The sequence below is a fragment of the uncultured Roseobacter sp. genome, from assembly GCF_947488185.1.
Lineage (GTDB): Bacteria > Pseudomonadota > Alphaproteobacteria > Rhodobacterales > Rhodobacteraceae > Roseobacter.
The window spans coordinates 693,132-718,459 of record NZ_CANKYM010000002.1; the positions used below are offsets into that span (position 1 = coordinate 693,132).

Sequence of the window (25,328 nt, forward strand, 5' to 3'; positions counted from 1 at the left end):
TTGCGTCCTCTCAGTCAGGCGGCGGCTGCCGCGATGTGGTTTTGCAGCCAGCGCGCGGTGCGCAGCAGCCGGTCGTCTTTATGCACCGGGCCAATCAGTTGCACGCCGATGGGCAGGCCGGTTTCCCCGACCAGCAAGGGCAGGGTCACACAAGGCAGGCCTGCCAGTGTCCAGAGTGTACAGAAAATCGGATCGCCTGTCCCGTCGCTGAACTTCGTCGCTTCGCCTGCGGCTGCCGGGGCGAGGATCGCATCGAAGTCGACAAAGAAATCGTCAAAGAAGGATTGTGCAGAGGCTTTGACCGCCAGTGCATCTTCGTACTCAGCTGTGCTGATTTTTCGGGCGCGGGTGATGATCGGTTTCAGCGTCTCGCTGATCTGTTCCCAATGCCCGTCAAAGACATCGGCCTGATGCCGGGCAATCTCATATTCGTGGATGCGTGCCTGAACGGCCACCAGCTCGGCCAGTTGATCGGCAGGGTCCATCCGGGTCACACGGGCGTCCAGAATCTCCATCACACCGTCAAACCCGTCCCGTGCCGCCTCTGACAGCCGGTCGTTGAACGGCAGGTTGAACCAGACGAGATCGGGCTCAATCGGTGCGTCCTCCACAGCCCCCTTGGCCATGGCAGGGCGGGCGTGGGCAAAGCTTTCGCTGTCGCGCTGGTCATAGCCGCTGATGGCGTCGGCCAGCAGGGCCGCATCCTCCAGCGTCCGGGCAAAAGTGCCGATCTGATCCAGTGATTTCGATGTTTGCAGGACTCCGGTGCGCGGGATCATCCCGCGCGTGGGTTTGAACCCGAAGGTGCCACAAAAAGATGCCGGGCGGATCACCGAGCCATTGGTCTGCGTGCCAACGGCAAGTGGCACATGCCCCGCAGCCACCGCGGCCGCGGACCCACTGGAGGAACCGGCGGGTGAGTGGTCGGGGTTATGCGGGTTGCGGGTCTCGCTGGGGTGCATGAAGGCCAGTTCGGTTGTGACCGTCTTGCCCATGATCACGGCCCCTGCTTCGCGCAGCATTTCGACGATCCGGGCATCCTCGGCGCTTTGACGGCCCGCGAAAATCGGTGTGCCGCGCTGGGTGGGCATGTCGTGCGTGTCGATAATGTCCTTGAGCCCGACCGGCAGCCCATGCAGCGGTCCCGTGGCCAACCCGCGCTGGCGCAGGCGGTCGCAGTCTTCGGCCTGTTTCAACGCGGCCTCGGCGTCGAGATGCGCCCAGGCGTGGATGTTGCCGTCGGTTTCGGCAATCCGGTCCAGACAGGACTGGACCAGTTGCACTGATTTCAGCCTGCCAGAGGCGATATGGCCTGCCGCCTCTGTCGCCGAGAGCTCGTGCGGTTTGATCTTCATGGGATATACGGCCCAAAGAGATAATCCGGGAACCAGAGCGCGATGCCCGGGAACTGGTACATCAGCACCATGGTCAGGATCACGATCCCAAGGTAGGGCATGATGCCGCGGAAAATCTCCATCAGCTCGATCTGTTTCTTGAGCACCCCTTTTAGGTAATAGGCCGACATGGCCATGGGCGGGGTCAGGAAGGAGGTCTGCAGGTTCAGTGCCACCAGCATGGCAAAGAAGTAGGGGTTCACGCCGAAGACTTCCAAGAGCGGCAGGAAGATCGGCACGAAGATGATCAGGATTTCCGACCATTCCAGCGGCCAGCCCAGCAGGAAGATGATGATCTGTGCCAGCACCAGAAACTGCCAGGGTTCCAGATCCATCCCGCCGACCCAATCGGCGATGATGTCATGGCCGCCGAGGTAGGAGAAGACAGAGGCAAAGGTCCAGGAACCGACAAAGAGCCAGCAGACCATGGCCGTGGCCTTGGCGGTGAGGAACACGCTTTCCTTAAGCTTGGTCCAGGTCATGGAGCGGTAGAGCACGGCCAGCACCATACCGCCGAGCGCGCCCATTGCGGCGGCCTCTGCCGGCGTCGCCAGACCGCCGAGAATAGAGCCCAGCACCAGCGCGATCAGGACCGTGAGCGGCACGAAGCTGACCAGCAGGTTCCAGTAGATCTCGCGCGGGGGCGGGACGTCATCCATCTGCGGTTTGGGCGCGAGGGAGGGGGTGATCCAGACCCGGACGATCACGTAGACGATGTAGAGACCCGCCAACAGCAGCCCCGGGAAAACGGCGGCGGCGTAGAGGCGTAGGGGCGAGAGATCCGCAATGGCGGAATAGACGATCAACATGATCGATGGAGGGATCAGGATGCCTAGCGTTCCGCCCGCACAGATCACGCCGGAGGCGAAGCTCTTGTTGTAGTTGGCGTTGGCCATGGCGGGGAAGGCCAGCAGGCCCATCAGCGTCACAACAGCGCCGACGATGCCGGAGGCGGTGGAGAAGACTGCGCAGGTCAGCAGGGCCGCAATCGCCAGTGAGCCGGGCAGGTTGCGCGCGGCCTGATAGAGCGAGAAGAAGAGCTTGTCGACGATGTTCGCGCGTTCGACCACGTAGCCCATGAACAGAAACAGCGGGATCGCGACCAGCGTCGGATTTTCCATCACCGAATAGGTGTTCTGGTTCAGCAGGTAGAAGATGTTGTTGTTGAAAATGTCACTAAAGCTCTCGATCGGCCCGCCCTGATGGTAGGCGTAGTAGCCAAAGGCCACGCCCATCGCGAGAAGGGTGAAGGCAATCGGAAACCCAAGCAAAACAAGCAAAATAAACAGGCCCAGCATCAACAGGGCGACTTCGGGATTTGTCATCTTTTTATCTTTCCTGGTGCGTCAGAGACGTCAGTTTTTGCCGGGATGGATGGCTTGGATTTCAGCGAGATCCGCCTCGGACAGCAGATCTTCGGTCTCTTTCACATCGGCCAGGCGTTCGGGCCATTCGCCGGTGCGGATCGCCATGACGCAGCGCACCAGTTCGGCCAGACCCTGGATCATCAGCAACGCACCGGCGACCGGGATCAGTGATTTGAAGAAGTAAATCTGGATGCTGGCGGGGCTGTTGAAGCTGACTTCCTTGTACCGCCAGCTGTCGGAGGCGATCTCGTAGCCGAACCACACGAGCGCGGTGACGCCCGGAAAGAAAAACAGGAAGTAGAGCAGGAAATCGAGGCTCGCCTGCACCTTGACCGGGAACAGGCGATAGACCACATCCGCCCGCACATGCGTGTCCTGCGCCAGCGCATAGGCGCCGCACATCAAAAACAGCGCACCGTACATCTGGATCATCATATCAAAGGCCCAGACGGTGGGGGCATTGAGCACGTAGCGCACGAAGACCTCGTAAGACACCGACAGTGTCAGGATCAGGATGCACCACCCGAAGGCCCGGCCTACCCAGAGGCTCAGCCCTTCTATGGCGTGAACAAATTTCATCGTTTTGATTCCCTGTGGCGGATATGCAGGCCCTCGCGGCGGGACCCGGTCAGCGGAAAGGAGGCCGGACGCGGAGGCGCCCGATCTCCCTGTCACATGTGGCTAACTCAACCGAAGTAGTGGTTGTAGGCCAGCTTGTAGTCAGGCTGGTTCAGGTTGAGGTAGTTCATCACGTCCTTGGCGTAGGCCTTTTGCGATTCCATCACCTTGGCAAAGAACGGATCGTCCTCTGCGATACGCGCTGTCACCTTGTCCCACGCTGCCAGCTGGGCCGCCATCACCGAATCCGGTGTGCGGTAGACATTCACGCCATCGGCTTCCTGCAGTTTCAGCAGATCGTCGGAATAGCGCTTGGTGTTGCCCCAGTAAAAGCCGGAATTTTCCGCCATCGACGCGTTCTTGATGATCGCCTTGTGATCATCGGAAAGCGCGTTGAACTTGTCCTTGTTGATCGTGACCTCAAAGAACTCCTGGCTCTGGTGGAAGGAGGCAAGGTGGTAATGTTTAGACACGTCCTGCATGCCAAAGTCGCGGTCGGATGTCGGGTTGTTGAACTCCGCCGCATCGATCAGGCCGGATTTCATCGCCGGCTGGATCTCACCGCCGGGCAGCTGCACCACCGACATGCCCATTTCCAGCAGAACGTCCGCGGCCAGACCAACGGTCCGGTACTTGAGACCTTCCATCTGCGAGGCATCGGTGATCTGCTCCTTGAACCAGCCCATCGGCTGTGCGGGCATCGGCGAGTTGAAGAACGACACCACGTTCAGGCGCAGCTCTGCCATCAGCTCGTCAAAGAGCTCCTGACCACCACCGGCGTAGACCCAGCCCAGCACTTCCTGGCTCGACCAGCCAAAGCAGGGGCCGGTGCCAAAGAGTGACGCAGCCTTGGACTTACCGTACCAGTAGGCGGGCACGTAGTGGGCCGCGTCGAGAACGCCCCGGTGTACCGCATCCTGCATCTGGCTGGTTTTCACAACCGCATCCACGGAGAGCACTTCGATGGTCAGGGACCCGCCGCTCATCTCGTTGACGCGCGCAGCGAAAGACTGTGCGTTTTCAAGGAAAATACCGCCGCCCCAGGCCGCTTGCATCTTCAGTGTCACCCCGTGTCCATCCGCAATTGCGGGTGTCGCGAGGGCTGCTGCCCCTGCGACGGCGGAACCGCGCAGGAATTTTCTGCGATTTACTTTTTCTGTCATACTTCCTCCCTAGGATCGGGCGCGTCTGGCCCGTTTCTGATGTGAGCGTCATGCTCGGTCAGTTTACGAAAACTCAGAGAAATATCAGCACCCTTGTGCCGGTTTTTGAACGCAAAGCCCTCCTCGGCTTCAAGTTCAGGCGTCCTTCCCGGAATTCACAAGGATCAAACTAGGCGATCCCCGTGGACAGGCAAGGAAATAAGCTCTGAAAACAACCCGTTAGTACAACCTCTGGGTGAATTCGTATCATTTGTGCTTGGTTTGGGTCGTGTTCTCCTTCCCGTCTCATTTTTGGTCGGTTCGATTGGCTAGGCCACCGGATCGTCCAGCGGTGCAGTTTCAGAGTGCGGCGGTGCCACGTGGTCAGGGAACCTGCCACCGATCAGCTGCGTGATGTCCCGCGCCGCCTCTGCGACGGTCGCGCCAAGCTCCGGCACGCGCAAGGTGTCGAACCGGGTGCTGGGCCCTGAGATGGACACGCCCGCACAGGCATCCTGATGTTCGTCGTAGATCACGCTGCCAATGCAGGACATGCCTGAATAGCGCTCCTCCCGGTCAAAGGACCATCCACGTCGGCGGGTTTGTTCCAGATCGGCAAAGAGCGCATCCGCTGTGATCAGCGTGTTATCGGTGAAACTGGTCAGGCCGGTCGACATTAGTAACTTGCGTACCCGCTCCTCGGGCAGGGCGGACAGGATCGCCTTGCCGGTCCCGGAGGCATGCATGGACGTGCGCGTCCCGCGCGCGAAGAAGGCACGGATTGGGTTGCTGGTCTCAACTTGTCCGACAAAGACAACCTCTGCGCCGTCCGGAATCGCAAGATTTGCGGTCTCTCCGGTCTTGTCCATCAGGTGGCGCATCACCGGTCGGCTCACCGTGCTGAGGCCGGTGCGGTTCATGAAGGAAACGCCGGTCCGATAGGCCTCGATCCCGATGACCCAATCCTGCCGCTCCTCATCAAAAGCCACGAAACTGTGCTTCTGCAATGTCGTCAGGATCCGGTGGGTGGTGGCGGTGGGGACGCCCAGAGAAAGTGAGAGGTCCGTCAGCGTGGCGCGTTCCGATTTAGAGATGGCCTTCAGAATGCCCAGAGCGCGATCCAGCGACTGTAGGGTGCCTGCAGAGCTTTCGCGAAATTGGGACTTGGGTCGTCCACGCTGTCTTTTCTGGGATGTCACACCGGTGTGCCTCAAAAAGAATCTCTGGAAACGTTTATCACATAAATGAAAAATAATTTCAATAAAATCATTATTGTGGAATTTGAAAATTCAAATATGGTTTAACATCAATGTTTTAATGCATTTTTTTTATAAATGAAAAACATTTTCGAGAAAATTGATTTTGGTGATCTACTTGTTATTGTGCAGCATGGCTGAGGAGGAAACCGCAATGTCAGACCAAAACCCAGTGTTCATTCCCGGACCTACGAATATCCCCGACCGGCTGCGTGCTGCGATGCAGGTCCAGACGCGCGATCACCGCGCGCCCGATTTCGTGGAAACCTTCGCACCTGTGCTCGAAGACACCAAGCGCGTGTTCGGCACCACCTCCGGCACAGTCATTACCTTTCCGGCAAGCGGCACAGGCGGCTGGGAGGCGGCGATATGCAATACGCTGAGCCCGGGCGACAAGGTGCTCGTGGCGCGCTACGGCATGTTCAGCCACCGCTGGATTGACCTCTGCCAGCGCCACGATCTTGACGTTCACGTTATTGAATGCCCCTGGGGGGCCGGAGCGCCGGCGGATAAATTCGAAGCTGCCCTGACCGAAGACAAGGCGCGCGACATCAAGGCAGTTCTGGTCACCCACAATGAAACGGCGACCGGGGTAAAGTCCGACATCGCCGCCGTACGGGCGGCAATGGATGCGGCCAGCCACCCGGCGATGATGTTCGTGGATTGCGTCAGTTCTCTGGCGTCAATGGAGTTCTGCATGGATGACTGGGGCGTGGATATCGCCGTCTCCGGCTCGCAGAAAGGGTTTATGCTGACCACCGGCATGGCGATCCTCGGTGTCAGCCCCAAGGCGCTGGCGGCCATGGAAACGGCCAGGCTGCCGCGCACCTTTTTTGATTTCAGCGACATGATGGCAGCGAATGCGTCCGGTGGCTTTCCGTACACACCGCCCCTGCAACTGATCTATGGCATGCGTGAGAGCCTCAAGATGCTCTTTGAAGAGGGGCTGGAGAGCGTCTATGCCCGCCACTTCCGCCTTGCCGAAGGCGTGCGGCGCGCGGTGGATGGCTTGGGGCTGAAGCTGGTGGCTGAGAGCCCGGCGCTTTATTCAGACACCGTGAGCGCGATTTATGTGCCCGACGGGTTCGACAGCAATGCGTTGACCGATCAGGCGTTCAATGCCTACGGCGTATCGTTTGGCATCGGACTGGGCGAGATGAACGGCAAAGCCTTCCGCATCGGACATCTGGGCAGCCTGACGGATGTGATGGTGCTGTCGGGTCTGGCTACGATCGAAATGGCAATGGCCGATCTGGACTATCCGGTTGAGCTTGGCAGCGGTGTGGCCGCTGCGCAGGATTACTTCCGGTCGCACCGCGCGGCGTTGGTCAAGACAGCGGCGTAGGGGGGCGACATGTTAGACACACTGACCGGCCCCGACCTAACCATCGACCACGTGCGTGCGGCCCATGAACGGATCAAACCCTATATTCACCGCACGCCGGTGCTGACCTCGACCTATTTCAACGACCTCACCGGGGCCGAACTGTTCTTCAAATGCGAGAACTTCCAGAAGGCCGGGGCGTTCAAGGTGCGCGGCGCGTCGAACGCGGTTTTTGGTCTCAGCGATGCGATGGCCGAAAAGGGCGTGGCAACGCATTCGTCGGGCAATCACGCGCTGTCACTCAGCTATGCGGCGGGGCGGCGGGGTATCCCCTGCCATGTGGTCATGCCGCGCACAGCACCCGAGGCCAAGAAGGCAGCGGTGCGGGGCTATGGCGGCATCATCACCGAATGCGATCCATCGACCAGCAGCCGTGAAGCGGTTTTCGCGGAGGTGCAGGAGGCGACCGGTGCTGAATTCGTGCATCCCTACAATGACCCGCGCGTGATCGCGGGGCAGGCGACCTGTTCGCTGGAGCTGCTGGAGCAGGTGGAGAATATGGATGCGGTCATCGCGCCCATCGGTGGCGGCGGCATGATCTCTGGCACGTGCCTGACCCTGTCGAATCTCGCACCCAAGATGGAGATTTATGCCGCGGAACCGGATCAGGCGGATGATGCCGCGCGGTCCTTCCGGGCGGGACACATCATAGCCGACGATGCCCCGGTGACCATCGCCGACGGGCTCAAGGTGCCGCTGAAAGAGAACACATGGCACTTCGTTTCCAGCTTTGTCACGGACGTGCTGACGGCCAGCGAGCAGGAGATCATCGATGCGATGAAGCTCACCTGGGAGCGGATGAAGATCGTGATGGAGCCGAGCTGTGCGGTGCCGATGGCCACCATCCTGCGCAACCCGGAGGTGTTCCGGGGCAAGCGGGTCGGGGTCGTCATCACTGGCGGCAATGTGGATTTGGACAAACTGCCCTGGATCACGGGCTAAGGAGGACGCGATATGAACAAGCAGGTTAAATTCGAAGACTATGAAGTGGGCTACGACATTCCGGCCGCTATCGGGATGGATGAGGCAGATATCCAGACACCCTCGCTGGTGCTGGACCTCGACGCGCTGGAGCGCAACATCAAGAAGATGGGCGACTGGGCCAAGGCGCACGGCATGCGCCACCGGGTGCATGGCAAGATGCACAAATCCGTCGATGTGGCGCTGTTGCAGGAACAACTGGGCGGCAGCTGCGGTGTGTGTTGCCAGAAGGTGTCGGAGGCCGAGGTTTTTGCGCGCGGCGGCATCAAGGATGTCCTGGTCTCCAACCAGGTGCGCCAGCCCGAGAAGATCGATCGCCTCGCGCGACTGCCCAAGCTGGGGGCCCGCACGATCTGTTGCGTCGATGACATCGAGAACGTGGCGGACCTCTCCGAGGCGGCCACCCGTCACGGCACGGAAATCGAATGCCTTGTGGAGATCGATTGCGGCGCGGGCCGCTGCGGCGTGACCACGACACCCGAAGTGGTCGAGATTGCGAAAGCCATCGATGCAGCGGACGGTCTGAAATTCGCAGGCATCCAGGCCTACCAAGGCGCGATGCAGCACATGGACAGCTACGACGACCGCAAGGCCAAGATCGACATCGCCGTGGCGCAGGTGAAAGATGCGGTTGATACGTTAAAAGCGGATGGACTCGACTGTGATATCGTTGGCGGTGGTGGCACCGGATCTTACTATTTCGAAGGAAATTCAGGTGTTTACAATGAACTGCAATGCGGGTCTTACGCCTTTATGGATGCGGACTACGGACGCATTCTGGATGAGAACGGGAACCGGATCGATCAGGGCGAATGGGAAAACGCGCTTTTCATCCTGACCTCGGTGATGAGCCACGCCAAGGCGGATAAGGCTATCGTGGATGCGGGTCTCAAGGCGCAGTCGGTGGACAGCGGTCTGCCGGTGATCTTTGGACGGACGGATGTCGAATACGTCAAATGCTCGGACGAACATGGCGTGATCGCGGACCCGGATGCCGTGCTCAAGGTCAACGACAAACTCAAGCTGGTGCCCGGTCACTGCGATCCGACCTGCAACGTGCATGACTGGTACGTCGGCGTCAGGGACGGCAAGGTCGAAACGCTTTGGCCCGTGTCCGCACGCGGCAAGGCGTACTGAACCTTCCATCGATGAGAGAACGCCATGCGTCCGGGCTCTCCGGGCGCATTTCACGACGAACACCAAAAAGACAGGAATACGCCCATGGCCGAAGGATTATTGATCGTCAGTGAAGAGGTCTGCGCCGAGGTCGTGAGCAGCGCCGATGCCTTTGACGCGGTTGAGGCTGTGTTCGGCGCGATGGCCAAGGGGGATGCCTACAACTTCCCCGTGATCCGCGAGGCGATTGGCTATGCGGATGCGCTATACGGGTTCAAATCCGGCTTTGATAAGGCGGGCAAGACGCTGGGCGTGAAATCCGGGGGCTACTGGCCGGGCAACATGGACAAGGGGCTGACCAACCACCAATCCACCATATTCCTCTTTGATCCTGATACCGGCATGCTGCAGGCACTGGTGGGCGGGAACTATCTGACCGCTGTGCGCACGGCAGCCTCTTCCTCGGTGTCCATCGCGCATCTGGCGCGCAAGGATGCCAGGGTGCTGGGCATGGTTGGGGCAGGGCATCAGTCCACGTTCCAGTTGCGCGCCGCGGCCCAACAACGTGATTTCGAAAAGGTTGTCGCCTGGAACCCGCATCCTGACATGCTGCCCCGGCTTGGGGCCGTCGCGGAAGAACTCGGGCTGGCCTTCGAAGCCGTCAGTCAGGAGCAACTGGGCGCGCAGGCCGATGTCATCATCACCATCACGTCGGCCTTCGAGCCGCTACTGATGAAAGACTGGATCAAACCCGGCACCCATATCGCCTGCATGGGGACCGATACCAAGGGCAAACAGGAGGTGGACCCGGCGCTGCTGGCAGGTGCGACGGTTTTTGCGGATGAGATCGCGCAATCGATCACCATTGGCGAAGCACAACACGCCATTGCCAGCGGCTTGATCGCCGAGAGTGACATTACCCCGGTTGGTGCAGTGATCAATGGCGCGCACAAGGGGCGCAGCACGGCAGAGGAGATCACGCTGTTTGACGGCACAGGGGTTGGTCTGCAGGACCTCGCCGTCGCCTCCGTGGCGGCGGTTCAGGCCGAGAAGCAGGGCAAGGCAACGCGTGTAGCGCTCTGAGCCGTTTCCTGGACACAATCACCCCTTTCGCATGGCCACGTGTCAGGGGCGGGAGCTTCGGCACATCCGACGTTAAGACTCCTTAAATTCATATAAACTTGTCACTTCATGGCACGGGTCTTCCCCGTGTCGGCCATGTTTTGGACACAGCATTTCGGCCTGTTCAACGGGATGTTTTTCCTTCCGCCATCGGGGGGCGAGACCGTAGGCAGACATGGACGCATGGCAAAACGATGAGCACCCAGGACGGGACATTTTCACCAGAGGCCAACAGCGAGGCGCTTGCCCCGGGCAGTCAGTTGCTGAGCGGGCAATATGAGATCATCCGCTACCTCAGCAGTGGTGGTTTCGGGATCACCTATCTGGCAAAAGACAGCCTCAACCGCACGGTTGTGATCAAGGAATGCTTCCCTGAAGCTTTCTGCAGCCGCGTCAAGAAAACCGTACGCGCCCGCACCCGCAACTATGTCGATGATTTTCGCTCCATTGTGGCGCTCTTCATTCGCGAGGCGCATGCTTTGTCCCGACTGGATCACTCCAGCGTGGTCGGCGTGCACCAGGTCTTCGAAGACAATGAGACCGCTTATATGGCGCTGGATCTTGTGGACGGTAAAGACCTGCTGGAAATCATTGACAGCGGATCGCCCAAGATGTCGCCCGCGCAGGTGCAGGCCCTGACCCTGTCTCTCTTGGACGCGATTGCCCATGTGCATTCCCAGGACTTGCTGCATCGGGATATCTCGCCCGACAACATTCTGGTGGATAAGGCGGGCCGCCCTGTGCTGATCGATTTCGGTGCCGCACGCGAGGAGGCCAGCCGCAAGAGCCGGGTCCTCTCGGCGGTGCTGGTGGTCAAGGACGGCTATTCACCACAGGAGTTCTACGTTGCGGGCAGCCAGCAATATCCCTGCAGCGATCTCTACGCGCTCGCCGCGTCGCTGACGCATCTGATTTCCGGGGAGGCACCACCGAACAGTCAGGCGCGGCTGGCCGCATTGGCCGCAAGTCAGCCCGATCTTTACCAACCGTTGCGCGGACGGTTCCCCGCGTATGACGATGCCTTCCTCGCCGCAATCGACAAGGCGATGAACATCGTGCCCGCCGAACGCATCCAGTCGGCCGAAGAATGGACGCTGATGATCGACCACACCAAGCGGGCCGAGCTTGCAAGGGCGCGCGCCCGGGACGATGAAACCATTGACCTGACCATCAGCAACCTGATCCAGTCCATGCAGGACGATACCGACCGCAAGGTGATTGAAAAACCCAAGGTTGTAGCAGAAGCTTTGCCCGAAGAGGCGGCAGAACCTGCTGCAAAACCGATCGATCCGAAGTATGATGAAGCCTTTCTGCGCGATCTGTATCCGCCTGAGGTCGAAGATGAAGCGGACGCAACGGCGTCAGCTGCGGATACCATCGTGTCGGATGTGCTACAGACGCTTTCCGGTGGAGAGGCCGTGCAGGTAGATCCGGAACTGATCGGCCCGCCCACGCCCCCGAGACTACAGAGCGTGGTGATCACGCCTGCGGCAGAGGTGAAAAACAAAAGCCGTCTGTTAAGGAAAGAAGGGGAGGCCAGCGCTTCTGAGCGAACCGGAACATCGGGAACCAAGGGTAAAAAACGCAAATCCCTGCCGCCCGTCATCTCACAAGAGGATTTTGATGCGATGGTCTCTGCTGAACGCACGATCTCCAAATCCGCACAAGCGCGCAGGCTGGCGACCATTCCGGTCATCCTGTTCGCTTACTTTTTCCTTGGGCATACGGCGCTGCAGTTTGATGACGTACACGCCGTTACGCTGGGCCAGATCATCACCATGGGCGAGACCTATGGCTACTGGACGCTTGGGCACTCTTACACGGCCGGGGGCTGACGGTGCCCTCGTTATGACGAACGACTTTATCCATCACTGCTGCGGGCGTTCCGGAGCAATCGGTAACAAGCGACATTGGAAAGGCATGACATGACACTCTTCCGGAAGGTTTTTCAAAACCAATCTAGACCTGCAACTGGGGACGAGGCTCTGGACGAGGATGCTTTGCGCGATGCCTTCATGGTGACCTCTGAGGACCGCGTGCTGCCGCTTGATCCTTTTGCGGTGGCCACAGATGGCGAAGAGGTGGAGGAGCCCGAGCAAGAACGGCAAGAAGAAGAGGAAGAAGCATCCGCCGAAAATCTGCCTGACGAGGAAGTCGTTGAAGCCGAAGCCGGGACAGAGGCAGAAGAGGACGAGGAACCGGAGGGTGCCGATATTGCCGCGGTTCTGGCGCAGACCCGCATGATGGAAAAGCAACCGGTGCGTGTTGAGCCATCTGAGGGACCTGAGGAGCACCTTACAGAGGCGTTCGAAGACGAAGACGCCACCGCGCCGGTAGGCGCGCCCGAGATGTCGGATGACATGGAAGAGGTCGCCGTACCTGCAGACACCGAAACGTCCGACGTGGTTGCCTTTGCCAAGCGACAACTGGAGCTGTCCGGTGGCGCCACTGAAGCGGATAACACGCCTGAACCGGAGCCTGTTGATCTGTCGGAAAACGGGCAAATGTCCGGGGGCGCCACGCCGATGGCTGGCCGCGCCGGGCGTCGTGCCGGGCGGGTGAAAACGCGCCTGTTAGGGTTCAACCGCGCGGAGGCGGATGCAAACGATCCTATTGGCGCGCCAGAGAGTGCGACGGCCAAACCTCAGCACGACAAATTCCCCGTGGGTTGGCTTGTGGTGGTTGAAGGCCCGGGCATTGGCCATTCCTTCAGCATCTTTACCGGCGCGTCGATGATCGGGCGGGGCGACGATCAGGTCATCAAGCTTGATTTTGGCGACAACAGTATTTCGCGGCACAATCACGCGGCAATTGCCTATGACGAAGAACAAAACAAGTTCTATCTGGGCCACGGCGGCAAGTCGAATATCATCCGCCGGAACGCGCGTCCTGTGCTCAGTACCGAGGAGCTGCAGCATGCCGATCTCATTCGCATTGGAGAAACGACGCTACGCTTCGTGGCCCTTTGTGGATCGGATTTCAAATGGGAGATGACGGATGGCGGCAATGCATCCGACCTTTGATTTTGACGCTGCCTCGGCGCTCAGCAAAGGCCAGCGCTGCTATCAGGAGGACGCTGTGATTGCGGATTTCTCCCGTGGCTCAGACGTTGGCCTTGCGGTGCTGGCGGATGGCATGGGGGGGCACGCTGCGGGCGATGTCGCCAGCAAGATCGTCGTGACCGAAGTGTTCAGCGAGTTAATGTTCCAGCGTGGCGATGCCGATGCCTTCGAGAAATCTGTCACCGCCAATCTTTTCGATGCCGCCATGGGGGCCAATGCCTGCCTGCGCGAGCATGTGGAATCCTACCCTGAAACGCGGGGTATGGGGGCGACGCTGGTGGCAACCGTCATCATCAACAAGAACCTCTACTGGATATCGATTGGGGACTCGCCTCTGTTTTTGTTCCGCGATGGAAAGCTGTCGCAATTGAACGAAGACCACTCGATGGCGCCGCAGATCGATTTCATGGTCGAATCCGGGTTGCTGAACCATGAGGAGGCGCGGTGTCATCCCGATCGCAACACACTGACATCCGTACTGTTTGGCGAGGACATCCCACGTATCGATTGCCCGAAAGAGCCGCTTGAGTTGCGCGCGAGCGACATGCTGATTGTGGCCAGTGACGGGCTGCAATTTCTGAGCAACGATGAGATTGCCGCCGTCCTGAAGGTGCATCAGGGCGCCTATAGTGCCGAAATCGCTGACAATCTGTTGGAACGATTGCGCCAGCTGGAAGATCCCGATCTGGACAACGTCTCCTTTTCGGTGGTGAAACTGAACGATGCGCGCGTGCGGCATGCGTCGGATGCGGCGATGGATACCACGGAAAGCATACGTCGTGTTGGATGATGCCGGTTCAGGGCAGGTCATTGGCCGTCTCGACCACATGCTGAACAGCGGGCAGTTGACCCCGGCCCTGACGCAACAGGCACGTGCATTGCGCGACCGGCTCTGTGCCGGGGTGCGGGTGGTCATTCTTGGTCCCAAAGGTATCGGCAAATCGCAGTTGCGTGATGTCCTGCTGGGCGAGACCGCACCCGCCATGCCATCAAGCGCATTTGCACTTTCAATAGGCCATACCGATGCGCGCGCGGAGCAGATTCAGGATCCGAACGTCCACACCGAGACCCTGCACAACCCATTTCTTGAGCTCGCCACAGTCATGGACGTGGCTGCATCGGAAGGCACCGAGATGTTTTCGGAACGCATCCGGTGGGCCTTGTCGCAGGCGGATATAGCGGTGTGGTGCACACAGTGTTTTTCCGAGGAGGAGGCCGCCTTGTGGGCGCAGGCATCTGAGCACCTTAAGGATCACAGTTTCCTTGTTCTGACCAAGGCAGATGCCCTTGCGAGCGTCGGAACTCTGCAATCGCAGATCGCAAATTTGCAGGCTGTTGCGGCCGAGGAATTTCACAGTTTCTTCCCCACATCTACTTTCCACGCGCACAAGGCTTTGCGCGCCGGGGACGAGATTTCGGAGACACAACTGGCAGCGAGTGGCGTCAAGGCGCTCCGCCAGACTCTGTCCGATCTGGCCGCCTCTGGTCAAAGGGCCGATGTTGATCGTGCGCTGCTCTTTCTGCAGCGCAATGAGACCCAGGATGCGGCGGTGTCAGTCCCTGCGCCCGGCAAGAAAAAAGTGACGCCGCAGACGCACACCTACGAAAAGGCGCTTGCCCTGTTGCGCGGTCGCGTGGCGGATTTGACGACGGCCGCTCCGCAGCCGGATGCTGTTCTTGAAAACTGCAGTACCCTCGTCGAGGACCTTGCCGAACTGGCCGCGGCGCAAACGCAGAGCGACGCATCCTTTGATGCCTGGCGCAACGACCTCTACGAGGCGAGCGACAAGGTGGTCCTCATGAGCCTCGAAAACGATCTGCGCTCGGCGGCAGATGCTACCACGATCATACTGCAGCTAAAGCGGGATCTGGATATCCGCCTGGCTCATTAAAAACTTAATAATACGCAGTATTTGAGCCAGCCAAGCGCCACAATCGCCACACAATTGCTTGCCATTTTTTGAGGAAGAAAAAATCTCATTGAGGCTGATTATTCATGGCGTACGGGCCAACATTCGACGACTCTGATTGCGTGCTGTCTGGCGACGGCGCAGGCGGGCGGACAGGGCGATGAATGTTCTGAACACAGCCGATCATCAAGAGTTCGACCAGGCCACCAAGAGCGAGTTGTTGGGGCTTGGTCTTGCGCCACTGCGTGCCGCAGCAAACTCTGCTGATGAGCTGCGCACAGCACTGCGTGCGCTGCACTCACTGGGAGACGAAAACACCGGGAAGCGCGCAGATCGATTGCTGCGTCAGCTTGAGAACTTTGAACCTAGCGTCACGCTGATCGGGCAAATCAAATCCGGCAAGACCTCGCTTGTGAATGCGCTTGTCGGCCAGTCTGACCTGTTGCCGGCGGATGTGAACCCGTGGACCTCCGTGGTGACGTCGCTGCATCTACAGCCCGAGAAGAAGGGGTTCAAACCCGCCGCGTCTTTTCGCTTTTTCGATGAGGATGAATGGGACCGGCTGATTTCCGGCGGTGGCCGGATCGGGGAACTGGCCAGCCGGGCCGGTGCCGATGACGAGCTTGAAAAGATCAAGGCGCAAGCTGCTGAAATGAGGGAAAAATCCCGCGTTCGTCTTGGCCAAAAATTTGAAATTCTACTGGGGCAGCAACGCGACTATGGATATGTCGACAAGGACTTGATCGAGCGTTACGTCTGTTTGGGCGAGGAACCGGATGCGGATGATCCCGATGTCTCCGACGAGCAGGGCCGCTTTGCCGATATCACCAAATCCGCAGACCTGACGTTATCGCGCCCGGCCTTGCCCATGCCCCTGTGTCTGCGCGACACGCCGGGGGTGAATGACACGTTCATGATGCGTGAGCAGATCACGATCCGCTCGATCCGCGACAGTCGGATTTGCGTGGTTGTCCTCTCGGCGCATCAGGCGCTTTCGTCGACGGACCTGGCGCTGATCCGCCTGATCACTCACGTGAAATCCCGTGATGTGATCATCTTCGTCAATCGGGTGGATGAACTGTCCGACCCCACGATGCAAATTCCGCAGATCGCGCAGAGCATTTCCGACACGCTGGCGCATCACAAGGGGCCGGAAGAGGCCGAAGTCATATTTGGCAGTGCCCTATGGGCGAGCCGCGCGATGGACAACCGGCTGGATGCGCTTCCGGCTGCCAGTGCGGATGCGCTGTTGGAGTGGTCTGCAAAGGCGGATCTCAGCGCTGTTCTAAGCGACGCGGATCTACGTGATCCTGTCAAGCTCGCCTGGGGGCTCTCCGGTGTGCCGGCACTGCAGCATGCGCTGTCGACACGCATTGTCGACGGGATTGGCGAGACGACCTTGCAGCGCATTGGCAGCAGTGCGTTGAACCTTGCAAATGCCGTGGCTGCAACCCGCCGCATCAGCGCGCAGCCGTCGGACGCATCGGCATTGGGCAAACTTGAAAGCGCGGCAGCACATCAGCGCCTTGAGAGCATTTTCACGGAGCAGAAGAGCAAGCTGGAAACAGCCTTCGCGGAGATACTGTCCGAATTCTCCGAGCGTATGGATCGCGTACAGGCGAGTTTTCTGGATCGTGCGACCGCATCCCTGATCGTGCACCTCGAAAACTACGGCGAGATGACCCCGTGGACTTACGATCCGGCAGGGTTGCGCATGTTGCTGAGTTCTTCCCACAAGGTGCTGGCGCGCAAAAGCAAGGCGGCCTTCGAAGCGGCAGCGCAAGGCGCATCAGAGGCTTTGTCGCAGCTCTACCTGCAGGCTTTCGGGCTCTCTCCGGAAGAGATTGCCATTTCTCAGCCACGCGCGCCACAGGTGCCGCCGCCGGTTTCTTTGGGGCGCACCATAGCGCTTGATCTCAACGGCAGCTGGTGGAAGCGGTGGTGGCTACACCGGCGGGGCTACAAGACCTTCGCGGCGAATTTCTACGAATTGATCAAGACCGAAACAAACCCCTTCGTCGATGAATTGCGCGACGATCTTGCGCAGGGGGTGCGCGACACTGCCCTGCAGGCCTTTGACGCCTTCCTGACGGAGCAGAAATCCGTGTTCACCTCGCTGGATCGTATGGCGCAGGCCAATCCGGAAGAGCTGCGGGCGCATGTGGCAAGGAACGCGCCGCCGGACACGCAGGCCTTGTTGAGTAAGACATTGAGTACATTGAACGAGTACGCATCATGACCCACGAGAACCCACCCGAGGACAGCCCCGCTTTTCTGAGCAAGTTGATCGGCCCGCGTCGGCCCCGCATCGCTCTGATGGGGGAGTTCAGCGCCGGGAAAAGCACCCTGGCAAATCTGATGATTGGCTCGGATCCTTTGCCGGTTCAGGTGATCGCAACCCAACTGCCGCCGGTCTGGATCAGCTACGGCACTGCACCTGCGGTCATCGTTGATCTGGAGGGGGCTGAAACGCCCTGTGACCTGGAAGCCTTGCAGGAGGCGTCCCCCGAAGAGACGGCTTACATCCGCATTCAATGCGAAGAAGATATCCTGAAGATGTGCGATATCATCGACATGCCCGGCATTTCCGATCCGAATATGTCATCGGAGGTTTGGGAGCGTATCCTGCCTGCAGCCGATGGGGTGATCTGGTGCAGTCCTGCCACCCAAGCATGGCGTCAGAGCGAAGCATCGGTTTGGGAAACAGTGTCAGAGGTCATTCAGGAGCACTCTATCTTGCTGCTCACGCGGGGCGACATGATGGTGTCGGAAAAGGATCGCGCGAAGGTTCTCAAACGTGTTCGCGCGGAAACGGACGGACTATTTGCGAAGACGTTGATGATTTCACTGACGCAGGCAAGGGATGCGGGCGACGACGCCCAGCTTTGGGATCAAAGCGGTGCAGAGCCTTTTGTGAATGAGTTCTTGCGTATCATCGGCCTTCTGACCGATCAAAGTTCAGATGGGCCGACGGATACGCCCTTTCAGGCATTGAGGGATGAGAGTGCCGGTGCAACCTCTGATGAAGAACCTGTACCGGAAGACCCTACCCCAGAACAGAGTGAGCGGATCGTCCCGCGCCGACCGGTTGCCAAATCCGTCCGCGCGCGGCCGGCCCCACGCCCCGATCCAGAAGAAGACTTTAGCTGGAGCCCAAAATTCTCATGAAATTGGCCGTAAATCGTTAACCGGAATCACATTTTCTACCGCTATGCCTAAGCTATACTGAAAAGGCAGATCGCGTGTGGATATCGGGTAACGGTGATTAATATGGCAGTGCAGGACAGGCTGGATCGCTTGCGCACCCGCTTTCCGGGCTGCAGCGTTGTGGCTTTTGCCGATCTGTCCACTGGTATGATCTTTGCTGCAAGTACGCGTGAAAAGATGGCGCATGAGCGGCTTGACGCCCTATGTGAAACGGCGCGTGGTTCGCTCTGTGGGCCGTTGGCGCAGTCCGTTGCGGGCGACGTGCTTCAAACTCGGGATGAACCATTGCACGCAGTATCTTTCAGCGGTGCATCATTGACCTGTTTCGTCCGCTGCCGGAAATCGCCTGCGGAAGCACTGTGCTTTGTTTGTGAGGTCGGGACGTCGATTGCTGATGTCTTCAGCCAAGGTGCCGAAGCCTTGGCTGACCTTTGCGGGGAAGCCTAGGCCATGCCCGATGGAGTCGCAGCGGAGGACAAGAGGCTGCAGGATGTCTTGCGCAGCCTCGCCGCAGAGAGTGCAGAGATCACGGAGTACGGTCGCAGGATTTCTGGCCAAGGCGGTGCGATTGGTCTGGCGGCTATTTTGCGCGAAATTGAGGAGACGGTATTGCCGCGCCGTCTGATCTTTACAGGCAATGCTGGAATGCAGCTGAACCTCCTGGTCGCCGAACGCCGGATTCTGCGCATTGGTGCCAAAGCAGACGATGTTTCGGACACCGAGGGCGCAGATGTAGCGGCGCGGCTTCAGGCGTTTTGCACCGCCGTAACCGAAGTGCATGTGTGTTGCGAACTATCCGATCATGGCTCCGCCAAAGGGATCGCGGGTCTGTCCCCGTCTGATCTCGCGCCTTTTCTCTCAGCGGATGCCGATGTGGCAAAGCCTCTTGTTTCCGTGGAGACCGCCCTCGCAGAAAGCGAGAGCTACGCGCTGGCGCTCTGCGATGCAGCCTCTGGTTCGGATGTGCGGCTCAAAGGTCGGGACAGTATTTGCGCGCGCTTGCAGCGTCTGGAGGAGAACCCGGCCGCCGGTGCAGAGAATGGCGGGAACTCTACCACCGGATGTCAGGTGTGGATGGGCGATCAATCCGATCCCTTCGCCATCCTTCTTGTCACTTTACCCCGGCGACGGATCTGGCTCGCCTTTGAGCCCGAACATCTGGACGCATGCATCGCCTGCTGGTCAGGGACAGTATAATTTCCGCCAAGCAGGTCCGGTGCGGATCAGACTGTGTGCCAGGCTTCGATGCCTAATGGCACACGGAATGAGATGAGTTATTCAACAAAATCGTGGAATTTGCCTGCTTTTTGGGCGAACATGAACCTCTGACGCAATTTCCCCGGCATCTTGCTTCCCTTTGGTCAGGATGCTCCGGACGATTTGCGAAAAGCACACAGCGGAGGTTGCCATGTCCCTTTCCAGAATTTCCCCCCTCGTCAGCGCCCTATGTTTGAGCGCGACTGCCAGTCTGGCGGACGGCCATCTGACCCCTGTGGTCTTTGGCACCAATTGGCTGGCACAGGCGGAACATGGCGGGTTCTATCAGTCCGTGGCGGATGGCACCTACGCCGAATGCGGGCTGGAGGTAGAGATCATTTCCGGCGGACCGCAGGTGAACAACCGCGCGCTGATGTTGGCAGGCCGGATCGATTTCCACATGGGCGGCGACATGCTGCAGGCCTTCAACGCGGTCAAGGAAGGTATCCCGGTGGTCTCGGTCGCCGCGATTTTTCAAAAACATCCGCAGGTGATCCTCGCCCATCCCGGCGAGGCGGAAAGCTGGGAAGACCTCAAGGACCTTACGCTTCTCATCGGGGACAATGGTTTCACCTCCTACTATCAATGGATGATCGCCGAGCACGGCTTTACGGTCGAACAGCGCGAACCCTATACTTTCAACCCGGCCCCTTTCATTGCCGACAAGCAGAAAGGCATGCAGGGGTATCTGAGCTCCGAACCCTATGCCGTTCAGAAAGAGGCAGGCTTTGAGCCCAATGTCTTCCTCATCGCGGATGCCGGTTATTCGTCTTATGCGACGACGATTGAGACCATGGCCGATACCATCGAGAGCGACCCTGACAAGGTGACCTGTTTTGTCGATGGCTCGCTAACGGGGTGGTACAACTATCTTTACGGCGACAGCAGTGCGGCCGACGCGCTGATCATGGCTGCCAACCCGGACATGACGCAGGACAAGATTGATTTTGCCAAGAAGATGATGCTGGAGCAGGGGATCGTCGACAGCGGCGCGGCCCTGGAAACCGGTATCGGTTCCATGACCGACGAGGTGATCGGCGATTTCTATAACAAGATGGTGGACGCTGGTGTGCTGGAAGAGGGCCTCGACTGGCAGGCCGCTTATACGCTTGATTTCACCAATAAATCTGCCGGGAAAGACATCAAGCCATAAGCTGATTGACGTGTGCGCCGGGCGTTCGGGACGCCCGGTTCTGGCCGCGTGGGGGATATATGACAACATCGGGGCTGCCGCCCACAGCGCGTCCGGAGCTTCTGCGGATGGAGCAGGTGGACAAGACCTTCAACGGCACGGTGACCGCGCTCAAGGGCATGTCTCTGCAGGTGCGGGAGGGCGATTTTATTTCGCTTCTGGGGCCGTCGGGATGTGGGAAATCTACCGCCTTACGGCTGATCTCCGACCTGTTGCACCCGACGTCCGGGCGCATCACCTGGGCCGGGGAACATGACAGTGGCGATCTGGGTGTGGTGTTTCAGGAACCCACGCTGATGCCCTGGGCGACGGTGGCGCAGAACGTGTGGCTGCCCTTTCGGCTGCGCGGCCAGAGCTACACCGCCGTGCGGGATGACGTCTTGCAAGCGCTGAAACTCGTCGGGTTGGAAAAGTTTCAGAACAGCTATCCGCGCGAGCTTTCAGGTGGCATGAAAATGCGGGTGTCCATCGCCCGCGCGATGGTGACACGGCCCCGACTGATCCTGATGGACGAGCCCTTTGCCGCCCTGGATGAGATCACGCGGTTCAAGCTGAACAACGATCTGCTGCGGCTCAAGGCGGCCATCGGATGCACGGTCATTTTTGTGACGCATTCGGTCTTTGAATCCGTCTTCCTGTCGGACCGGATCGTTGTCATGGCCGCGCGCCCCGGTCGAGTGATCACGGAGCTGGCGGTGGATGCGCCCTATCCTCGCGACGCGGACTTCAGAACCTCACCGGAATACGCCGCCTTCACCCGCCGCGCCACGGATGCACTGCACGACGCGATGGGAGAGGCCGCATGAGCATCGCCGATCCCACCGACCCGCCACTGCAGCTGGATGCGGATGAAACCGCCCGCCTGCGCCGCAAGCGTGTAGAAAAATTCGGGAAATGGCTGCTGCCTGCGCTGGTGCTGGTGATCATGCTGGCGCTCTGGGACCGGATCGTCGTCTGGAACGAGATACCGCACTATATCCTGCCCGGCCCGGGGCTTGTCTTTGAAACCCTGATCAAGGACTGGGCCATGCTGTTCGAGGCGCTGCTGGTCACGGTGCAGATCACCCTGATGGCGCTGGCGGTGGCGGTGGTGGGCGGCGTTGGCCTCGCCGTGCTCTTCACCCAGTCGCGGCTGGTGGAAATGAGCTTCTACCCCTACGCGGTGATCCTGCAGGTCACGCCGATCGTGGCGATTGCCCCTCTGATTTTCATCTATGTCGACAGCCGGATTGCGGGGCTGCTGCTCTGCGCCTGGTTGGTGGCGTTTTTCCCGGTACTCAGCAACACAACCCTGGGGTTGAACTCCGCCGATCACAATCTGCGTGATCTGTTCCGCATCTATGGCGCCTCGCGCTGGCAGACCTTGCGGTTTTTGCAACTGCCCTCCGCGCTGCCCTATTTCCTGGGGGGGTTGCGCATCGCGGGCGGGCTGTCCCTGATTGGCGCGGTGGTGGCGGAATATGTGGCGGGCACCGGCGGGCTGAAATCGGGCCTCGCGTTTCGGATATTGGAGGCAGGCTACAGGCTCAACATCCCGCGCATGTTCGCGGCCCTCATCCTGATTGCGGTGACCGGCGTGATCATCTTTGCGGGCCTCAGTTTCCTCAGCCACATGCTGCTGCGCAAATGGCATGAGAGCGCGTTGAAACGAGATCACTGATGGATTTTCTCGACCTTCCTCCCGGGCCGGTGACGCTGAAAAACCTGACGATGCCCGCCTGTTTTTTGGCAGGTAGCGGCGATCTGACCACGCGCGACCTGCATATTCAGGGCGGCAGGATCAGCGATCAAACGGGCACCGAAGTAGATATGAAAGGTGCCATGGCCTTCCCAGCCTTCGTGGACATGCATACGCATCTGGACAAGGGTCAAATCTGGCCCCGCGCGGCCAACCCGGATGGCAGTTTCGACGGCGCGCTGGCCACGGTCAGCGCGGATAGGCAGGCCAATTGGACGGCTGAAGATGTGGCGACGCGGATGGATTTCGCCCTGCGCTGCGCCTACGCCCATGGCACCCGCGCCCTGCGCACGCATATCGACAGCATCCCGCCGCAGGACGATATCTCCTGGCCCGTGTTCAAGGAGATGCGCGCGCGCTGGCAGGGGCGGATCGATCTGCAGGCGGCCTGCCTTGTGGGTTGCGATGCCGTTGGGCAGGAGACGCCTTTTGCGCATACGGCAGATCTGGTGGCGGAAGCGGGCGGTGTGCTGGGCATGGTGGCCTATCCGGTCCCCGACATCGAAGAGCGCGTTGCGTATTTCTTCAAACTGGCAGGCGAGCGGGGCCTGCAGGCAGATTTTCACGTGGATGAGACGCTCGACCCGGCGTCGGAGACCTTAAGGGTGATCGCCAAGGCGGTGCTGGAGACGGGGTTTGACGCACCCGTCACCGTGGGGCACCTCTGTTCGCTCTCTGCTCAGGACCCGGACCGTGCAGCCGAAACCATGGATCTGGTGGCCGAGGCGGGCTTGCACGTGGTGTCGCTGCCGATGTGCAATCTCTACCTGCAGGACCGGCAGGACGGGACGCCAAGAATGCGCGGCATCACCCTTGTGCACGAGCTGAAGGCGCGGGGGGTAAACGTCTCCTTTGCCTCCGACAACACGCGCGATCCCTTTTATGCCTATGGCGATCTGGATATGATCGAGGTGATGCGCGAGGCGACCCGCATCGGGCATCTGGACCATTCCACGACGGATTGGAGCCACGCCTTTGTGACCAACCCCGCAAGGGCCTGCGGCTTTGATCTGCCGGGTTTCGAGGTGGGCATGCCCGCCGATCTGGTGATCTGCCGCGCGCGCAGCTGGACAGAGCTTTTCGCTCGCCCGCAGGCGGATCGCATCGTCATAAGGGAGGGGCGACAGATCGACCGCCAACTGCCCGATTACGCCGAACTTGACCATCTGATGAGGACGCCATGACCGCAGATATTGCCGCCGCCAAGGCCGCGCTTTCCCATCTTGACCTTGAAGATACGGGCGCAGGCATCAAAGCCAAGAGCCGGGATTTCTTCTGGTACTCACCCGTGCTCAAGGCGCGGCTGGACGAGGTCACCGCCGATTTCGTCGTCAGCCCGCGCAGCGAGGCCGAGGTCATCGAGGTGCTGAAGGTCTGCTATGCCCATGACGTGCCGGTCACCACGCGCGGGGCGGGAACGGGCAACTACGGGCAGGCGATGCCGCTCGCAGGTGGCTGTGTCATGCACCTGCGGCACATGACGGCGGTCAAGGACATCCATCCGGGTCGGGTGGTGGTGGAGCCGGGGTGCCTGCTCAAGGATCTCGATGCGGCCTGCAAGGCACACTCGGGCCAGGAGATCCGCATGTTTTCCTCCACCTGGGCGACGGCAACCATCGGCGGGTTCATCGCGGGGGGGTCGGGCGGCGTTGGCTCCTGCACTTGGGGGTCCTTGCGCGATCTGGGCAATATCATCCGCTTGCGTGTTGTCACGATGGAAGAAGAGCCGCGCGTACTGGACTTCCGCGGCGAGGAACTGGCGCGGGTCAGCCACGCCTACGGCACCAACGGGATCATCACCGAGGTCGAAATGCCGCTGGCCCCGGCCTATGACTGGGTGGAGATGTTCGTGGCCACCGATGACTTCATGCAGGCGGCGCGGTTTGCCGAAGAGCTGGCCAATGAAGACGGCATCCTGATCAAGCTCGCGACCGTTTTCGAGGCGCCCATCGCAAAGGACTATTTTCAGCGGGTTGCCCCGCATGTGGAGGCAGACACCAACCTGATCGCCCTGATGGTGGCACCGCAGTCCATGGACGGGTTCGAGACCTTTCTCGGGCGGCGTCCCGAGGCGCGGCTGATCTACCGCAGCGATGATCACGACTGGCCGCGCGGGCCCGGCATGATCTTTGAATACGGCTGGAACCATACGACGTTGCGCGCGCTCAAGGTCGACCCCAGCATCACCTATCTGCAGGTGCGCTATGGCTTCCCGCAACATCTGGAGCTGATCGAAGAGATGCGTGACGCGTTGAGCCCTGAGGTTCTGCAGCATCTGGAGGTGATGAAGGAGAACGGCAAGATCATGTTCGCGGGCCTCAGCCTTGTGAAATTCACAACTGAAGAGCGGCTGGACGAGATCATTCGGCTGCATGAAGAAGCCGGTGCGCTCGTCTTCAACCCGCACCGCTACACGCTGGAAGAAGGCGGGCGGCAGACAGTGGACGACCGCCAGCTGGCCTTCAAGCGTGAAGCCGATCCCAAGGGGCTGCTGAACCCCGGCAAGATGATCGCCTGGGACGATCCGAACTGGTCGTTTGACCGCATGTACAGCTATCCGAAACTGCGGGCCGCAGAATAGG

At 59.8% G+C, this 25,328-nt stretch carries 22 protein-coding genes; 17 read left to right on the forward strand and 5 right to left on the reverse strand.

Annotated elements, in window-relative coordinates; all coding sequences use genetic code 11:
* Nucleotides 1–14: 14 nt before the first annotated feature.
* The 5 genes from Q1A52_RS09335 to Q1A52_RS09355 all read right to left on the reverse strand — a co-directional run bounded on the left by Q1A52_RS09335 (nt 15) and on the right by Q1A52_RS09355 (nt 5,720).
* The gene (locus tag Q1A52_RS09335) at nt 15–1,355 is read right to left on the reverse strand and encodes an amidase (protein WP_300013943.1); all 1,341 of its coding nucleotides are present in this window, start codon (nt 1,353–1,355) and stop codon (nt 15–17) included.
* Entirely contained in the window at nt 1,352–2,719 is a 1,368-nt protein-coding gene (locus tag Q1A52_RS09340; protein ID WP_195818939.1) for a TRAP transporter large permease subunit, read from the reverse strand. The genes Q1A52_RS09335 and Q1A52_RS09340 overlap by 4 nt, the downstream gene beginning before the upstream one ends.
* Nucleotides 2,720–2,749: 30 nt before the next feature.
* The gene (locus Q1A52_RS09345) at nt 2,750–3,340 is read right to left on the reverse strand and encodes a TRAP transporter small permease subunit (RefSeq protein ID WP_299777306.1); all 591 of its coding nucleotides are present in this window, start codon (nt 3,338–3,340) and stop codon (nt 2,750–2,752) included.
* A 107-nt stretch (nt 3,341–3,447) separates the two neighbouring features.
* Complete coding sequence (locus tag Q1A52_RS09350; RefSeq protein ID WP_299777304.1) at nt 3,448–4,542, reverse strand: TRAP transporter substrate-binding protein; 1,095 nt, start codon at nt 4,540–4,542, stop codon at nt 3,448–3,450.
* 308 nt (nt 4,543–4,850) lie between these two features.
* Nucleotides 4,851–5,720 (reverse strand): IclR family transcriptional regulator, encoded by an 870-nt coding sequence (locus Q1A52_RS09355; protein WP_300013946.1) that lies wholly within the window; start codon nt 5,718–5,720, stop codon nt 4,851–4,853.
* 211 nt (nt 5,721–5,931) lie between these two features.
* Between Q1A52_RS09355 and bhcA the strand changes: the two genes are divergently transcribed.
* From bhcA to Q1A52_RS09440, 17 genes are all read left to right on the forward strand, one after another.
* Complete coding sequence (gene bhcA / locus Q1A52_RS09360; RefSeq protein WP_300013949.1) at nt 5,932–7,122, forward strand: L-aspartate--glyoxylate aminotransferase BhcA; 1,191 nt, start codon at nt 5,932–5,934, stop codon at nt 7,120–7,122.
* Nucleotides 7,123–7,131: 9 nt separating this feature from the next.
* Nucleotides 7,132–8,103, forward strand: coding sequence for a beta-hydroxyaspartate dehydratase BhcB (bhcB, locus tag Q1A52_RS09365; RefSeq protein WP_300013952.1), 972 nt, complete (start codon nt 7,132–7,134; stop codon nt 8,101–8,103).
* Between the two features lie 12 nt (nt 8,104–8,115).
* Nucleotides 8,116–9,279 carry a 3-hydroxy-D-aspartate aldolase BhcC gene (gene bhcC, locus Q1A52_RS09370; RefSeq protein ID WP_300013955.1) on the forward strand — a complete coding sequence of 388 codons (1,164 nt, stop codon included), beginning with the start codon at nt 8,116–8,118 and terminating at the stop codon, nt 9,277–9,279.
* Nucleotides 9,280–9,363: 84 nt separating this feature from the next.
* Nucleotides 9,364–10,341, forward strand: coding sequence for an iminosuccinate reductase BhcD (gene bhcD / locus Q1A52_RS09375; protein WP_300013958.1), 978 nt, complete (start codon nt 9,364–9,366; stop codon nt 10,339–10,341).
* 233 nt (nt 10,342–10,574) lie between these two features.
* Complete coding sequence (locus Q1A52_RS09380) at nt 10,575–12,215, forward strand: serine/threonine-protein kinase (RefSeq protein ID WP_300013961.1); 1,641 nt, start codon at nt 10,575–10,577, stop codon at nt 12,213–12,215.
* A 90-nt stretch (nt 12,216–12,305) separates the two neighbouring features.
* Nucleotides 12,306–13,403: an FHA domain-containing protein gene (locus Q1A52_RS09385; protein ID WP_300013964.1), complete on the forward strand. Its 1,098-nt coding sequence runs from the start codon at nt 12,306–12,308 to the stop codon at nt 13,401–13,403.
* Nucleotides 13,378–14,232, forward strand: coding sequence for a protein phosphatase 2C domain-containing protein (locus tag Q1A52_RS09390; RefSeq protein ID WP_300013966.1), 855 nt, complete (start codon nt 13,378–13,380; stop codon nt 14,230–14,232). The genes Q1A52_RS09385 and Q1A52_RS09390 overlap by 26 nt, the downstream gene beginning before the upstream one ends.
* Nucleotides 14,222–15,334, forward strand: a complete 1,113-nt coding sequence (locus tag Q1A52_RS09395) for a hypothetical protein (protein ID WP_300013968.1) — start codon at nt 14,222–14,224, stop codon at nt 15,332–15,334. The genes Q1A52_RS09390 and Q1A52_RS09395 overlap by 11 nt, the downstream gene beginning before the upstream one ends.
* A gap of 178 nt (nt 15,335–15,512) precedes the next feature.
* A complete protein-coding gene (locus Q1A52_RS09400) occupies nt 15,513–17,591 on the forward strand; it encodes a dynamin family protein (protein ID WP_300013971.1) in 2,079 nt (692 codons plus the stop codon).
* Nucleotides 17,588–18,520, forward strand: a complete 933-nt coding sequence (locus Q1A52_RS09405) for a dynamin family protein (protein ID WP_300013974.1) — start codon at nt 17,588–17,590, stop codon at nt 18,518–18,520. Before Q1A52_RS09400 ends, Q1A52_RS09405 begins: the two co-directional genes overlap by 4 nt.
* 93 nt (nt 18,521–18,613) lie before the next feature.
* Nucleotides 18,614–19,006 carry a hypothetical protein gene (locus tag Q1A52_RS09410; protein WP_300013976.1) on the forward strand — a complete coding sequence of 131 codons (393 nt, stop codon included), beginning with the start codon at nt 18,614–18,616 and terminating at the stop codon, nt 19,004–19,006.
* A gap of 3 nt (nt 19,007–19,009) precedes the next feature.
* On the forward strand, nt 19,010–19,756 hold the full coding sequence (locus Q1A52_RS09415; RefSeq protein WP_300013978.1) for a hypothetical protein: 747 nt from the start codon (nt 19,010–19,012) through the stop codon (nt 19,754–19,756).
* Nucleotides 19,757–19,967: 211 nt separating this feature from the next.
* Nucleotides 19,968–20,969, forward strand: a complete 1,002-nt coding sequence (locus Q1A52_RS09420) for an ABC transporter substrate-binding protein (protein WP_300013980.1) — start codon at nt 19,968–19,970, stop codon at nt 20,967–20,969.
* Between the two features lie 59 nt (nt 20,970–21,028).
* Nucleotides 21,029–21,814: an ABC transporter ATP-binding protein gene (locus Q1A52_RS09425; RefSeq protein WP_300013983.1), complete on the forward strand. Its 786-nt coding sequence runs from the start codon at nt 21,029–21,031 to the stop codon at nt 21,812–21,814.
* Nucleotides 21,811–22,668: an ABC transporter permease gene (locus Q1A52_RS09430; protein WP_300013986.1), complete on the forward strand. Its 858-nt coding sequence runs from the start codon at nt 21,811–21,813 to the stop codon at nt 22,666–22,668. The genes Q1A52_RS09425 and Q1A52_RS09430 overlap by 4 nt, the downstream gene beginning before the upstream one ends.
* Nucleotides 22,668–23,930: a cytosine deaminase gene (locus Q1A52_RS09435; protein ID WP_300013989.1), complete on the forward strand. Its 1,263-nt coding sequence runs from the start codon at nt 22,668–22,670 to the stop codon at nt 23,928–23,930. Before Q1A52_RS09430 ends, Q1A52_RS09435 begins: the two co-directional genes overlap by 1 nt.
* Nucleotides 23,927–25,327 carry an FAD-binding oxidoreductase gene (locus Q1A52_RS09440; protein WP_300013992.1) on the forward strand — a complete coding sequence of 467 codons (1,401 nt, stop codon included), beginning with the start codon at nt 23,927–23,929 and terminating at the stop codon, nt 25,325–25,327. Before Q1A52_RS09435 ends, Q1A52_RS09440 begins: the two co-directional genes overlap by 4 nt.
* Nucleotide 25,328 lies beyond the last annotated feature (1 nt).

Bases quoted from the DNA above. Each gene is read 5' to 3' on its own strand.
- bhcD (WP_300013958.1), top strand. From the start codon at position 9,364: ATGGCCGAAGGATTATTGATCGTCAGTGAAGAGGTCTGCGCCGAGGTC.
- Q1A52_RS09435 (WP_300013989.1), top strand. From the start codon at position 22,668: ATGGATTTTCTCGACCTTCCTCCCGGGCCGGTGACGCTGAAAAACCTG.
- Q1A52_RS09405 (WP_300013974.1), top strand. From the start codon at position 17,588: ATGACCCACGAGAACCCACCCGAGGACAGCCCCGCTTTTCTGAGCAAG.
- Q1A52_RS09380 (WP_300013961.1), top strand. From the start codon at position 10,575: ATGAGCACCCAGGACGGGACATTTTCACCAGAGGCCAACAGCGAGGCG.
- Q1A52_RS09430 (WP_300013986.1), top strand. From the start codon at position 21,811: ATGAGCATCGCCGATCCCACCGACCCGCCACTGCAGCTGGATGCGGAT.
- Q1A52_RS09400 (WP_300013971.1), top strand. From the start codon at position 15,513: ATGAATGTTCTGAACACAGCCGATCATCAAGAGTTCGACCAGGCCACC.
- Q1A52_RS09340 (WP_195818939.1), bottom strand. From the start codon at position 2,719: ATGACAAATCCCGAAGTCGCCCTGTTGATGCTGGGCCTGTTTATTTTG.
- bhcC (WP_300013955.1), top strand. From the start codon at position 8,116: ATGAACAAGCAGGTTAAATTCGAAGACTATGAAGTGGGCTACGACATT.
- Q1A52_RS09390 (WP_300013966.1), top strand. From the start codon at position 13,378: ATGGCGGCAATGCATCCGACCTTTGATTTTGACGCTGCCTCGGCGCTC.
- Q1A52_RS09335 (WP_300013943.1), bottom strand. From the start codon at position 1,355: ATGAAGATCAAACCGCACGAGCTCTCGGCGACAGAGGCGGCAGGCCAT.
- Q1A52_RS09345 (WP_299777306.1), bottom strand. From the start codon at position 3,340: ATGAAATTTGTTCACGCCATAGAAGGGCTGAGCCTCTGGGTAGGCCGG.
- bhcB (WP_300013952.1), top strand. From the start codon at position 7,132: ATGTTAGACACACTGACCGGCCCCGACCTAACCATCGACCACGTGCGT.
- Q1A52_RS09350 (WP_299777304.1), bottom strand. From the start codon at position 4,542: ATGACAGAAAAAGTAAATCGCAGAAAATTCCTGCGCGGTTCCGCCGTC.
- Q1A52_RS09425 (WP_300013983.1), top strand. From the start codon at position 21,029: ATGACAACATCGGGGCTGCCGCCCACAGCGCGTCCGGAGCTTCTGCGG.
- bhcA (WP_300013949.1), top strand. From the start codon at position 5,932: ATGTCAGACCAAAACCCAGTGTTCATTCCCGGACCTACGAATATCCCC.
- Q1A52_RS09420 (WP_300013980.1), top strand. From the start codon at position 19,968: ATGTCCCTTTCCAGAATTTCCCCCCTCGTCAGCGCCCTATGTTTGAGC.
- Q1A52_RS09385 (WP_300013964.1), top strand. From the start codon at position 12,306: ATGACACTCTTCCGGAAGGTTTTTCAAAACCAATCTAGACCTGCAACT.
- Q1A52_RS09415 (WP_300013978.1), top strand. From the start codon at position 19,010: ATGCCCGATGGAGTCGCAGCGGAGGACAAGAGGCTGCAGGATGTCTTG.
- Q1A52_RS09440 (WP_300013992.1), top strand. From the start codon at position 23,927: ATGACCGCAGATATTGCCGCCGCCAAGGCCGCGCTTTCCCATCTTGAC.